The 12,710-nt window shown below is 71.7% G+C and carries 10 protein-coding genes; 7 read left to right on the forward strand and 3 right to left on the reverse strand.

The window, feature by feature from the left end:
* Positions 1–27 precede the first annotated feature (27 nt).
* Positions 28–1,059, forward strand: a complete 1,032-nt coding sequence (ilvC, locus tag TR42_RS06485) for a ketol-acid reductoisomerase (protein WP_042214142.1) — start codon at positions 28–30, stop codon at positions 1,057–1,059.
* A 61-nt stretch (positions 1,060–1,120) separates the two neighbouring features.
* Here the strand turns inward: ilvC and TR42_RS06490 are convergent, their stop codons facing one another.
* Positions 1,121–5,215: an nSTAND1 domain-containing NTPase gene (locus TR42_RS06490; RefSeq protein ID WP_042214144.1), complete on the reverse strand. Its 4,095-nt coding sequence runs from the start codon at positions 5,213–5,215 to the stop codon at positions 1,121–1,123.
* 209 nt (positions 5,216–5,424) lie between these two features.
* Between TR42_RS06490 and TR42_RS06495 the strand changes: the two genes are divergently transcribed.
* The 6 genes from TR42_RS06495 to TR42_RS06520 all read left to right on the forward strand — a co-directional run bounded on the left by TR42_RS06495 (position 5,425) and on the right by TR42_RS06520 (position 11,237).
* Complete coding sequence (locus tag TR42_RS06495) at positions 5,425–6,213, forward strand: hypothetical protein (RefSeq protein WP_042214146.1); 789 nt, start codon at positions 5,425–5,427, stop codon at positions 6,211–6,213.
* 128 nt (positions 6,214–6,341) lie between these two features.
* Entirely contained in the window at positions 6,342–7,400 is a 1,059-nt protein-coding gene (locus TR42_RS06500) for a 3-isopropylmalate dehydrogenase (RefSeq protein WP_042214148.1), read from the forward strand.
* Positions 7,401–7,516: 116 nt separating this feature from the next.
* The gene (locus TR42_RS06505; RefSeq protein WP_042214149.1) at positions 7,517–8,626 is read left to right on the forward strand and encodes a branched-chain amino acid aminotransferase; all 1,110 of its coding nucleotides are present in this window, start codon (positions 7,517–7,519) and stop codon (positions 8,624–8,626) included.
* A gap of 105 nt (positions 8,627–8,731) precedes the next feature.
* A complete protein-coding gene (locus TR42_RS06510; protein ID WP_042214151.1) occupies positions 8,732–9,688 on the forward strand; it encodes a hypothetical protein in 957 nt (318 codons plus the stop codon).
* A gap of 83 nt (positions 9,689–9,771) precedes the next feature.
* The gene (locus tag TR42_RS06515; RefSeq protein ID WP_236623379.1) at positions 9,772–10,215 is read left to right on the forward strand and encodes a YbhB/YbcL family Raf kinase inhibitor-like protein; all 444 of its coding nucleotides are present in this window, start codon (positions 9,772–9,774) and stop codon (positions 10,213–10,215) included.
* A gap of 296 nt (positions 10,216–10,511) precedes the next feature.
* On the forward strand, positions 10,512–11,237 hold the full coding sequence (locus tag TR42_RS06520; protein WP_143058919.1) for a hypothetical protein: 726 nt from the start codon (positions 10,512–10,514) through the stop codon (positions 11,235–11,237).
* Positions 11,238–11,247: 10 nt separating this feature from the next.
* Here TR42_RS06520 and TR42_RS06525 read toward each other — a convergent pair whose 3' ends face one another.
* On the reverse strand, positions 11,248–12,282 hold the full coding sequence (locus tag TR42_RS06525) for a patatin-like phospholipase family protein (protein ID WP_042214155.1): 1,035 nt from the start codon (positions 12,280–12,282) through the stop codon (positions 11,248–11,250).
* Between the two features lie 6 nt (positions 12,283–12,288).
* Entirely contained in the window at positions 12,289–12,693 is a 405-nt protein-coding gene (locus TR42_RS15010; RefSeq protein ID WP_042214157.1) for a hypothetical protein, read from the reverse strand.
* Positions 12,694–12,710: the final 17 nt, after the last annotated feature.

Genomic DNA, 12,710 nt, shown 5'->3' on the forward strand with positions numbered 1-12,710 from the left:
AAGTCACCCCAAGAAGGAGATATCCGCATGGCTGAGCTGTTCTACGAGAAGGACGCCGACCTCTCGATCATCCAGGGCAAGAAGGTCGCGATCGTCGGCTACGGCTCGCAGGGCCACGCCCACGCCCAGAACCTCCGTGACTCGGGCGTCGATGTCCGCGTCGCGCTGCGTGAGGGCTCGAAGTCGATCGCGAAGGCCGAGGAGGACGGCTTCACCGTCCAGAACGTCGCCGACGCGACCGCGTGGGCGGACGTCATCATGATCCTCGCGCCGGACCAGCACCAGCGCACCATCTACGCGAACGACATCGCCCCGAACCTGGCCGAGGGCAAGACCCTCGCGTTCGCGCACGGCTTCAACATCCGCTTCGGCTACATCGAGGCCCCGCAGGGCGTCGACGTCATCCTCATCGCCCCGAAGGCCCCGGGCCACACCGTGCGCCGCGAGTACGTCGCGGGCCGCGGCATCCCGGACATCATCGCGGTCGAGGTCGACGCGTCGGGCTCGGCGTGGGCGACCGCGCTGTCCTACGCCTCGGCGATCGGCGGCACCCGTGCGGGCGTCATCAAGACCACCTTCACCGAGGAGACCGAGACCGACCTGTTCGGCGAGCAGGCCGTGCTCTGCGGCGGCACGTCGCACCTGGTCCAGTACGGCTTCGAGGTCCTCACCGAGGCCGGCTACCAGCCCGAGATCGCCTACTTCGAGGTCCTCCACGAGCTCAAGCTCATCGTCGACCTCATGTGGGAGGGCGGCATCGCCAAGCAGCGCTGGTCGATCTCCGACACGGCCGAGTACGGCGACTACGTCTCGGGCCCGCGCGTCATCACGCCTGACGTCAAGAAGGCGATGCAGGAGGTCCTCGCGGACATCCAGTCGGGCGCCTTCGCGACCCGCTTCATCGGCGATCAGGACGCCGGCGCCCCCGAGTTCAAGGAGCTCCGCGCCAAGGAGGAGAGCCACCCGATCGAGAAGACGGGCAAGGAGCTCCGCGCGCTGTTCTCGTGGTCCGGTGCGACCGCGGACAAGGACTACGTCGACGGCTCCGCCGCGCGCTGATCCCGCTCACCGGAACGACGCGAAGGGGAGGTCCCGCACGGGGCCTCCCCTTCGTCGTGCCTCAGGACGATGCGTCGTACGGCTCGTCGCCGAAGCCGCACGTCGATCGCCACTCACCGAGCGGGGCGAGGTAGGCGGCCCACTCGTCCGCGGTGAGGTCACGGCCCGCGGCGGCACACGCCGCGTCGCGCAAGGCGTCGGGATCGAGCGTCCAGATGCCGATGCCTTCCGACTCGTCCACCGCGACCTCGAGGCCGTCCTGGCGGAGCCACGCGGGCCAGGCGAGCGGCGCGTGCGAGGGGAACGGTCCTGCGATGCGCCGACCGGTGGCGGAGTCGTAGAGCATGCTGCGCTGGCCGAGGTCCGCGGTGAGGAACACGTCGCCGTCGACGGAGAACTGGAAGCGGCCGATCTCCGCGCGCGAGCCCTCCGTGGACGCGAGGAGGTTGAGCTCGAGGTCGTAGCGGCCGATCAGCGACCCGATCTGCGCGACGACGAGGCCGTCGTCGTTGACCGCGGCCTTCTCGAGGCCGTCCACGAAGGGGGAGAGGGGCGCGCCCGTCTGCAGGTCGAAGACCTGCGCGCCCAGGCCTCCGCCGGCGAGGTGGGAGGACACGACCACGTACCGGTCGTCGGGCGAGGTGACGATGTGCGCCGCGACGCCCTCGACGTCGATCGTCGGGCCATCCGGCTCGCCGCTGGCGAGGTCGAAGGGCCACACCGTCCCGTCGGGGTCCGCCGCGAGCTGGCGGTCGCCGGCGTCGCTTCGGAAGTGGTGGTCGACCTCGGCGCCGATCGGGTAGGTGAGGGTCCGGCGCTGCTCGCTGAGGTCGTACCGGCCGATGTCGTCGGTGGACGGGAAGTACGCGACCACGGTGTCCTCGGACGCCCAGCTGAGGCCGTCCGCCTCGCCTGTGACGATGGTCTCGGCGGTGTCCTCCGGGATGCTCCACACCCCGTACGTGCAGGGCTCATCCTCGCCGTGCATCTCGCAGAGGAGCAGCGCGAGCCCGTCGTCACGGTAGCCGTCCCCGACGATGTAGCCGGGTCCTGCGATCACACGGTGGATCGGACCCTTCGCGTCGAGCGCCCACCGCGTGAGGACCGGCGAACGCCAGCTGAAGGCGAGAAGCTCGGTAGAGGAGGCCACGAGCGTGCCGGCGGACCCGTGCTGCACGTCGAACGCGCGCCCGGTGGGCCCGCCGCGGTCGAGCGTGCGCTCCTGGACCTCGCCGAACGCGCCGCCGCAGTAGAAGTTCTCCGCGGCGACGGGCACCACCATCGTCATGCAGGCGTACATCTGCGGGTCCGGCAACGTCACCATCCATGCCGGTTCTCCGGTCGCGAGGTCGGTGAGCGCGACGTGGTTCGGGCCCGAGGTGAGCGCACGCCCATCCGCCGTGACCGCGATCCCGAGCCCGGTCGCGCTCGTCTCGACCGCCCACGACTGCAGCACCTCTCCGCTCGTCGGATCGACCACGCTCACCGATCCCTCGGATCCGATCACGAAGGCGCCATCCGGCTCTGCGGCCACCGTGATCCTGTTGGGGGTGGGTGTGGTCACCCGTACCGAGGTGACCACACCGAGCGAGCGCGCGTCGCGGAGGTCGACGCTTGCGCGACTGTGGTCGACGGTCGCGACCACGGCGCCGGAGGCGTCGATGGCGACCTGGAGCGGGCTGTCCGAGACATCGGGGACCGTCGCAGGCTCGGAGGCCAGCACCGTGCCTCGGACGAGGTCGTACGACGTGATCCTCCCGCACGCCGCGCCGGTGTCGCAGCCGCTCGCCTGAGCGAGCACGACCGCGACCGACCCGTCGGGAGCGACCGCGACCGCACGGTCCCCTCGCGTGAGCCGCGCGTCCGCGATCCGCGTCCGTGCCTCGAGGGTGCTCGGGTCGTGGACCTCGAGGCCCGCCTGCGTGGCGACGATGATGTCGCCGGCGGCGTCGGACGCACCGGCGATCCCGGTTGCGCCGTCGGTGACGACGGACTGTACGAGGTCGGGGTGGGCGGCCGCGACGTCGAACAGCGCCGCCCGCGCGCGGGGGTCGTCAGGCCAGCGCTGCGCCAGCTCGGCGGCGATGAGTGCGGCAGCCTCGCGCGAGCTGTCGGCGAGCGTCGCGACGTCGTCCGCGAGGGTCTGCACCAGCGCATCGTCCGCCTGGCGTGAGGCGCTCCGGTGCGATGCGACCGCCATGCCGCCGAGCACGAGGGCGGCGAGCGCCGCGCCCGCGCCGACGGCGCCGAGGAATCTTGCGCGGCGGCGGGTGCGGTGGTCGCGCGCGTCGGACTCGGCAAGGGCGGCCGCCTCCTGGTCGTGTCGCTCCGCGGATGCCGCGAGGAAGTCCTGCTCGACCTCCGCGAGCGCATCCGCCGAGTCGTCCTGCCATGCGAGCGCCGCCGTCAGTCGCGAGCCGCGGTAGAGGTCGTCCGCGTGTCTTCCGCTCGCGTCCCACGCACGCGCGCTGGCGGCGAGATGCGCGACGAGCAGGTGAGTGTCGACGTCGTCGTCCAGCCACGCCGCGAGTCGGGGCCACTCGCGGGTGAGGGACTCGTGCGCGACGAGGAAGTCGTCCGCGCGCGCGACCAGCAGACGAGCGGCGACGAGCCGCGCCACGGCCTCCGTACGCGCAGGCACGGCATCGACCGCGGCGGCATCCGCGGCGTGAAGCGTGACGGCCCCGGTGGAGTCGACGGTCACGAGGCGACGCATCACCGCGTGGCACTCGTCGCGCTGCTCCGCCGTCAGGTTGCCGAACACCCTCTCCGCGGAGCGTGCGACCGCGCCCGCGAGCCCGCCGGTCGCCTCGTAGGCCTCGATGGTCAGGGTGGTGCCGTCGCGGCGCTCCCACGTGGCGGCGAGCGCGTGCGAGAGGAGCGGCAGCGCCGACTCCACACGTGAGGCGTCGTGGAGCACCACGTCCACGAGCCCGTGCTCGACCGTGAGGCCGCTGTGCACCGCGGGGCGTTCGACGACGTCGCGGATCGCCGCCGCCGTCGGCGGAGCCACCAGGTGGATTCCCGCGGTGACGAGCGCGCCGATGGCCGGCTGGGCGGCGCACGCGTCGAGATGCCGCGACTGCACCGCGATGCACACGAGCCTGCCTTCCTCGTGCGCCGACGCGAGCGCGGAGCACAACGCGCCCGCGCGGTCCGCGTCGGTCAGGGCTGCGCCGAGGTCGTCGACGATGATCGGCGCTCCGGCGGCAGCAGCCACGACGTCGACCACGCCGGCGGTCGCATCGAGCAGCACGGGCTCGGGGCCGCGGCGGCGCAGCGCCGGCACCAGGCCGGCGCGCAGGATCGACGACTTCCCGATGCCCGACGGCCCTGTCACCGTGACGAAGCCGGTGCGCTCGAGCGTGTCGAGGACGGCGCGCACGTCGTCGTCGCGACCGAAGAAGAGCTCGGCGTCCTCGGGCTGGTACTCGGCGAGTCCCTTGTACGGGCAGTCGGGGCTCGGCGGCCGCGCCGCCGGCGCCGCGAGAAGCGACTCGTCGTGTCGCAGGATCGCCTGCTCGAGCGCGACGAGCGATGCGCCCGGATCTATGCCGAGCTCGTCCACCAGCCTCCGCTGGGCCCGGCGCACCGTGGCGAGCGCATCGGCCTGGCGCTCGCATCTGTACTGCGCGAGCGCGAGAGCGTGCCACCGTCGCTCGCGATACGGCTCGGCCGCGCACAGGCCGGAGGCGTGCTCCGCGACCGCACGGTGATCCCCGGCGGCGAGCCTCGCCTCGAGCAGATCATCCTCTGCTGCCGCGCGCAGCTCGCTGAGCCGGTCGGCCTCGTCGTGCGCCGGGGGCCACTCCTCGAGATCGGCGTAGGGTCGTCCCTCCCAGAGGGCGAGCGCCCGCTCGAGCACGGTCGCCGCGCGCGGATGCTCACGGGCTGCGCTGAGCTCTCTCGCACGCGAGATGGCCTCCTCGAACTCGTCGACGTCGACCTCGAGCGGTCCGCCGGCGCCCCGGGGGAGGATGCGGTATCCGCCGGCGACGGTCACGATCGCCGCCGCGCCGTACGCCTTGCGGAGCCGTCCGATCGAGGCCTGCAGCTGCTTGGCCCAGGTCGCCGGCGGATCCTCCCCCCACACCGCCTCGGCGAGCGCGGCGGAGCTCGCGTCCGCCGGTCGGCTCACCAGGAGCGCCTCGAGCACAGCGCGCTCCCGTGGGCTGACTCTCGGCTCGTCCGAGACGCCCCTCCCCCCGAGGACCGCGACCCTCACGTCTCGAGTCTCGGCGGGAGCAGGACCCGGGTCAAGGACCAGCGCGCGAGCGGATACCGGACGCATACCGCGCCACGCGCTCTGCATACCGAGGCCATACGCGCCTCGCGTCGACTGAGGGCGACCAGAAGGAGGTCATCATGATCACCACCACCACATGGATCGCCGCTGGCGGGACCGCGGCCGCGCTGGTCGCGGGTGCCGCCTTGGTGTCGCAGGTGAGCGCGGACGCCCGCGCGCCGGGAGCCGCTGTCTGCGAGCCCGCGGCCGTCTGCGTCCCTCACGCGGTCGGTTCGGACGGGTACTCCGTGCTGGTGCCGCCGGACGACTCCGGCTCACCGATCGCCGGATACCGACCGCTCGACGTCGCTTACCCGCCGCTCGACGTCGCGTACGAGCTGCCCGAAGGCTGGTCCGCGACGAGGCTCCCTGAGGGCGACCTCGTCCTCCGCCTGCCCGACTGGGTGGTGCCGGGGGCGGTGGCGGTGCCGTCCGTCGAGGTCTTCGCGAACCCGCTGACCCCCCGCTCGCCGTGCGGCGACACCGCGGCTCCCAAGGTCGGCAGCGACCTCGAGGCGATCCACCATGCGCTCGCCACGCGATCCGCGCTCGATGTCGCGGTTGACGAACCCGCCGAGGTCGGCGGGCTGCCCGGATATCGGATGGACCTTGCGCTCGCGCCGGACTGGGAGCTCACCTGCCCCGGAGCGGTCGGGGAGCCGGCAGCCGCCTACCTCATCGACGACCACGGCACCCACCTGCACCGGACCATCACGGCGACGTCGCCCGTGCGCCTGTACCTGCTCGACGGGCCGGATGGCGTGATCGCCGTCGAGGCGGCCGTCCCCGTTGAGCGGGTCGGCTACGACTGGTACGTCACCTTCGTCGACAGCGCGATCGAGGGGCTCGACTTCGTCGGTGAAGGGTGATCGAGCACCCCTCCGCATCTCGCTATGCGAGACGCTGTCCCCAACATGTGGACACTTCCCCTAGGATGAGCGTGAAGCCGTCGCCCCCCGATCGCGCGGCGCGACATCATTCGACCGAGGGAGCCTCGATGACCACGTACCGCCTCGCAGTAGTCGCCGGCGACGGCATCGGCCCGGAGGTCGTGGCGGAGGGGCTCAAGTGCCTCGCCGCCGCGACCGAGGGCACCGACATCACGTTCGAGACCACCGAGTTCGACCTCGGCGCGAAGCGCTGGCACGCGACGGGGGAGACCCTCACCGACGCGGACCTCGAGGCGATCAAGGGCCACGACGTCATCCTCCTGGGCGCGATCGGCGACCCGACCGTGCCGTCGGGCGTGCTCGAGCGCGGCCTGCTGCTCAAGCTCCGCTTCGAGCTCGACCAGTACGTCAACCTGCGCCCCAGCCGCCTGTACCCGGGCGAGGTCTCGCCGCTGAGCGAGCCTGGCGACATCGACTTCGTGGTGGTCCGCGAGGGCACCGAGGGTCCGTACGTGGGCAACGGCGGCGCGCTGCGCGTCGACACGCCCCACGAGATCGCGACCGAGGTCTCCGTCAACACCCGTCACGGCGTCGAGCGCGTGGTCCGCTACGCGTTCTCGGTCGCGACCGGGCGCGAGCGGAAGCACGTCACCCTGGTGCACAAGCACAACGTGCTCGTCCACGCGGGTCACCTGTGGCGCCGCACGGTCGAGGCCGTCGCGCCGGAGTTCCCGGACGTCACGTGGGACTACCTGCACGTCGACGCGGCGACCATCAAGCTGGTCACGGCGCCCGCATCGTTCGACGTCATCGTCACCGACAACCTCTTCGGCGACATCCTCACGGACGAGGCCGCGGCGATCTCCGGCGGCATCGGTCTCGCGGCCTCCGGCAACGTCAACCCCGACAAGACTGGGCCGTCGATGTTCGAGCCGGTCCACGGTTCGGCGCCCGACATCGCCGGCGAGGGCATCGCGGATCCGTCCGCGACCGTCCTGTCCGTCGGCATGATGCTCGACTTCCTGGGCCACAAGGAGCTGGCGCAGAAGGTCGAGGACGCGGTCGCGGCCGATGCCGCGGCCAAGGTCGCCGGCGGCGCCGAGGGCAACGGCCCCCGGTCCACCTCGCAGGTCGGCGACGCGATCGCCGCCCGCATCCGCGGCTAGCCCGCATCCGTGCGCTGGCAGTCGGTGAGTGCGGAGTCTGACCCAGATTCCGGCACCTACCGACTGCCAGGGCGCACTACTCTCTTATCCACTCAGCATCACAGGAAGGCTTCGACGTGACCGACACCGCTGCATCGTCCACCGCGGAGGCCTTCCGGGTCGTCCGCAACCCGAACCCGGCCACCGACGCCGAGCGCGCCGAGCGCCTCAAGGACCTGGCCTTCGGCCTCCAGTTCACGGACCACATGGCCCACATGACCTGGACCGCCGACGAGGGCTGGGCCGACCGTCGCGTCGAGCCCTACGGTCCGCTGCAGATGGACCCCGCCGCCTCCGTGCTTCACTACGCGCAGGAGATCTTCGAGGGGCTCAAGGCGTACCGCTGGGCCGACGGCTCGGTGCACCTCTTCCGTCCTGTCGCGAACGCCGAGCGTCTCAACCGCTCCGCGTGGCGCATGGCGCTCCCGGAGCTCCCGGTCGAGGACTTCATGGAGTCGATCCACGCGCTCGTCGAGATCGACCAGGCGTGGGTCCCCGACGCTCCGGAGACCTCGCTCTACCTTCGCCCGTTCCTCATCGGCACGGACGTCTTCCTGGGGCTTCGCGCGCCGAAGCGCGTCGACTACCTGCTCATCGCCTCGCCCTCGGGGCCGTACTTCAAGGGCGGCGTCAAGCCCGTGAGCATCTGGGTCGAGCGCGACTACCACCGCGCCGGCCCGGGCGGCACCGGCGCCGCGAAGTGCGGCGGCAACTACGCGGCCTCGCTGCGCCCGCAGATGGCGGCCATCGAGCGCGGCTTCGACCAGGTCCTCTACCTCGACGCGGCCACCGGCTCGGTGCTCGAGGAGCTGGGCGGCATGAACGTCTTCGCGGTCCACAAGGACGGCACCGTGCTCACCCCGATCCTCAACGGCAACATCCTCGAGGGCGTGACGCGCTCGTCGATCATCCAGCTGGTCGAGGACGAGGACCTCAAGGTGGTCGAGCGCGACATCACCCTCACCGAGCTCCGCCAGGGCATCGAGGACGGCGACATCGTCGAGGTCTTCGCGTGCGGCACGGCGGCGATCGTGACCCCCGTGGGCCGCATGGCCTCGGAGGACTTCGACGTCACCGTGGGCGACGGCGAGCCCGGCCCGGTCACCCTCAAGGTCCGCCAGCGCCTCACGGACATCCAGTACGGCCGCGCCGAGGACACCTACGGCTGGATGACGCAGGTCATCTGACGCGGACGATGCGCCGCGCGGCTTTCGTGCGCGTTCCTTGACCCCGGTCGATCCGGCGTGCCTACTGTGAAGGCGCGCTGAGGCCGAATCCGGGGGGACGAGACCATGCGGGGCTCGGGCTGGCGCGTGCGCGCGTGCGTGGTGATCGGGGCAGGTCTGGCGGCGCTGGGCGCGTGCAGCCCGGCCGTGACGTCGGAGCAGGAGTCGGCGTCGGAGTCACCCCCCGTCGCGGCGTCCTCAGCCGAGCCCGCGGTCGCGGTCGCGCCGTCGGAGACACCCACGCCGGACACGCCTGTCGTCGGCGGTCTCGAGGCGATCACGGAGTACGTCTCGGACGCCGACTGGTCGTTCGCCAACGCAGGCTGGTTCGCACCGATCCCGATCGAGATCCGCGACGGACGCGCCGAGCCCGATGTCGAGACCGTCTACTACCTCGACGAGGGGGTGGAGGTCGACATGGACGGCGACGGGCTGCTCGACGCGGTGATCCCCATCGTCGAGGAGCGCGCCTTCACCATGCAGACCCTCTGGTACGTGTGGTTGGCGCGTGAAGGGCCCGACGGCGAGACGGTCGCCGAGCAGGTGATCTACCCGGTCGCCAAGGACGTCCACTGCGGCGACCGGGTCAACTCGGTGACGGCGCTCGACGGCGCGATCCGTGTGGACGAGGTGCTCTGGGTGACGTCGGACGTCGACCTGTCCTGCGCGGACTACGGCACCGGTCTGCTGGTGAAGGACGTGGCGCTGCGGGAGATCGAGGGCGAGCTGTACCCGATCCAGATCGCGCCCGTCGTCGCCTGGGGCGGGGTCTGCCCTCAGACCCGGGTCGAGGGCTACTACCAGGGCGTCGGCATCGTCGGCATCGAGGTCCGTGCTGCGCCGCCGGCGTCGGCGCCCCTCGCGGTCGAGCCCGAGCAGAGGTTCTGGATGGGTGCGCCGGAGTATGCGGAGCTCATCGACGACGGGCTCGCGGCGATGTACGTCCCGTTCGTCACTGAGATGCCCCGAGAACCCGGTGGCGTCGAGCACTGCGGCTTCCAGAACTCCTTGATCGCTGGTTGACCGCTGACGGGCGTCGCAGCCCTGTGGCACCGCCGCGCGTGCTCGCGCATGATGGACACGGACCGGAACGGAAGGAGCCTCTCGTGGCCGTGAAGGATCTCGCACTCGCCAGCCCCGACATCGCCTGGGGCGAGCGCATCGATGACAAGTTCGCCGGTCAGCACGGCGCCGACACCCCGCGCATGGTGGTCGCCGGCATCCCCGAGGGCACGGTCGAGCTCGCGCTCGTGTGCCACGACCCCGACGCCCCGATGGCGCACGGCTTCACGCACTGGACGCTCTACGGGCTGCCCGCGGTCGAGGGCGAGATCGACGTCGACGCCGGCAGGCCCGGCCCCCACGACGACGGCGGCATCGGCTACGTGGGCCCGTTCCCGCCCTTCGGCCACGGCGACCACCGCTACTACTTCTGGGTCTACGCGCTCGCGCGCCCGGTCATCGGCGAGCCCTCGCGCGACGCGTTCCTGCACGCGTACGACGACGCGGTGATCGAGCAGGCGAGGCTGGTCGCGACCTATTCCCGGTAGCGCCGCAGAAACGGACCTTGACCTGTCCGTGTTCGCCCTGGTTAGGGTGGAACCCGTCGACCAGACGGGGGGATGGGACGATGCGACGCTCTGCCGTGCGTGCAGGTGTGATGGTGCTGGTGGTGAGCGCGGCTACGGGGTGCGCGGGAGCCGAGGGGGACAGCGGTGAACCGACGCCTTCGGCGTCGTCGATCGCGGTCCCGGAGGGACCGACGCCCGAGGCCGACGCGCCGAGCGCGGAGACGACGCCGACCCCTGAACCGAGCCCCTCCACCCGCGAAGGCATCGCGGCGATCATGGACTGGGCGGCCGACGCCGAATGGTCCTACGCACCCGGAGGCACGGGCATGCCGATGACGGTGCAGCTTGCCGAGGGTGCGGCGAGCGACGCGCCGGGCGGTGGTGACTTCGAGCTCGGATGGGGCGTCGAGGCGGACGCGGATGCGGACGGCGTCCTCGATGCGGCGCTGCCCATCACGAGGGTGCTCGGCGACACCACGGAGGTGCTCTGGTACGTGTGGCTCGGAGTCGAGCACGCGGCGGAGGGCGAACCGACCGCGATCCAGGTGCCGTACCCGATCGCGCGCGACGTCGCGTGCGGCGACCGTGTGCGCTCGGTCGAGGCGACAGGTACGGGATTCCGCATCGACGAGGCGCTCCGCATGCCCTGGACCGACGCGCAGCTCGCATGCGAGGACGAGGGGTCGGGAGTTCAGCTCCGCGAGGTGGAGATCGTCGAGGTCGAGGGCGCGCGGTACCCGGTGCAGACCTCGCCGGTCGCGGCGTGGGGAGGCGTGTGCCCGCGTGCCCCCGAGCTGGACGGATTCGAGGAGACGGGCTTCGAGCTGCGCGTCGGGCCGCCGCAGACGGCCGCGCTCGCGGTCGACCCCGCGCGGACGTTCTGGGTGTTCGCACTGGACCCCGTGCCGCTCCTCGCCGATGGCGACCTCGCATTCCTGGGCTTCAACCAGGACATCGCGGGTGATGCTGCCGTCAAGCAGCACTGCGCGTTCTACGACTGACAAGGCGGCGTCACACGAAGCCCGCGAAGTGCGAGGCGTCGACCCCTGACGCGATCCGGCGGCCCCAGGCGCGCAGCTCTGGGACCGCGCCGACCGCGTCGATGGTGGAGAGCGGGGTCGGCGCTTCGGCGTCGTAGCGCGTGTAGGTGAAGAGCGGCGCGGCATGGACGGGCAACCCCTCGACGGCGCCCACCTCCTCGTCGAGATCCAGGCCGTGGCGCACGGTGCTCAACGACCGGCACGCGAGGTCCTGCTGCACCGCGATCGAATGCATCAGCGACAACGGGACCTCGTTCGCGTGGTCCCAGAGCATCCGCTCCGGTGTCCCTGGCGCCACCGTCACCGGGGAGGACCCGGTGCCGACGCTCACCAGCAGCAGACGGTCGGGCCCCGTCGCCCAGCCGAGGCGGTACTCCGGCATCGTCGCCATGAGGAAGAGCTGGAACGCGGGGTTGTTGAGCGGCGTCGTGCCGCCGTCGGTGAACTCGAACGAGACGCCGTCGAGCGTGATGCGCTCCGCCGGGAAGTAGGTCGGCGCGGCGGTGCTGGCGCGGACCAGCTGCCACAGAGGTATGCGCAGGTTCGAGCTCGCGAGCGCGGGGTCGTTGAAGGCGGCTCGAGGATTGCTGCTCACCGGCCAGGGCGAGTCCGTGGTCGCGTTCCGGACGCCCACCATGAGCAGGCACCGCAGGCGCGGCGAACCCAGCAAGGTGTCGGTGCCGAGCTCCCGTTGGAGCAACGCGGTCAGGCCCCGATGGTCGTAGCGATGCCTCAGCCGGGCGAGCCCGTTCGCGCGGTGGAAGATGCGCCGAGCCTGCGATTGGTAGAGGTCCAGCACCTCATGAGCGGATCTCCCCAGCGCGAGCGCTGCCGCGATGATGGCGCCCGTGCTGGTGCCGGCGATGTAGTCGAACCAGTCGCCCAGCCTCAGGTCAGGGTCGCCCGTCTCGCGACGCAGGACCGCCTCGATCTCGACGATGGTCTCGAGCGCGACAACCCCACGGATCCCGCCGCCGTCGATCGCGAGCAGCCTGCGACGCTCCACCGGTCGTCAGCCGTCCGCGTCGCCGACCGCGAGGCCCACCGCAGCGAGCAGCTCCGGCAGGTCGCGCACGCGCATGAGGTCAAGCTCGCGCGTCGCATCGTCGAGCTCCCCCCACTCCACGAGGTCGGGATGTGTGCCGCGGCCCGATGCGCGCGTGAAGCGCGCCCACCGCAGGTGCTCGATCCGTCCTCCTGCCTCGACCTCCTCTGGGGTGAGCCTCGAGCGGGCACCCGGCGCCTCTCGTGGGACGATGCGGAGGCCGAGCGCCGCGGCCAGCGTGGGCTGGAAGCGCGCCCAGGCGCGATTCGCGTCCCGCGTGTGCTCATCGAGCGCGCGCCACTCGACTGCAGCCGGAGATGCAGGTGCGGCATCGGCGAAGCGGGCGTGCGCGAGCTCCGCCAGCCGTTCCATCTGAGCCTCGTTCACAC

Source organism: Demequina mangrovi (assembly GCF_000759715.1).
GTDB classification, from domain to species: domain Bacteria; phylum Actinomycetota; class Actinomycetes; order Actinomycetales; family Demequinaceae; genus Demequina; species Demequina mangrovi.

Excerpts from the sequence above, each read along its gene's own strand:
- ilvC (WP_042214142.1), top strand. The coding sequence starts at position 28 with ATGGCTGAGCTGTTCTACGAGAAGGACGCCGACCTCTCGATCATCCAG.
- TR42_RS06495 (WP_042214146.1), top strand. The coding sequence starts at position 5,425 with ATGATCACCACCACCACATGGATCGCCGCTGGCGGGACCGCGGCCGCG.
- TR42_RS06500 (WP_042214148.1), top strand. The coding sequence starts at position 6,342 with ATGACCACGTACCGCCTCGCAGTAGTCGCCGGCGACGGCATCGGCCCG.
- TR42_RS06510 (WP_042214151.1), top strand. The coding sequence starts at position 8,732 with ATGCGGGGCTCGGGCTGGCGCGTGCGCGCGTGCGTGGTGATCGGGGCA.
- TR42_RS06520 (WP_143058919.1), top strand. The coding sequence starts at position 10,512 with ATGGACTGGGCGGCCGACGCCGAATGGTCCTACGCACCCGGAGGCACG.
- TR42_RS15010 (WP_042214157.1), bottom strand. The coding sequence starts at position 12,693 with ATGGAACGGCTGGCGGAGCTCGCGCACGCCCGCTTCGCCGATGCCGCA.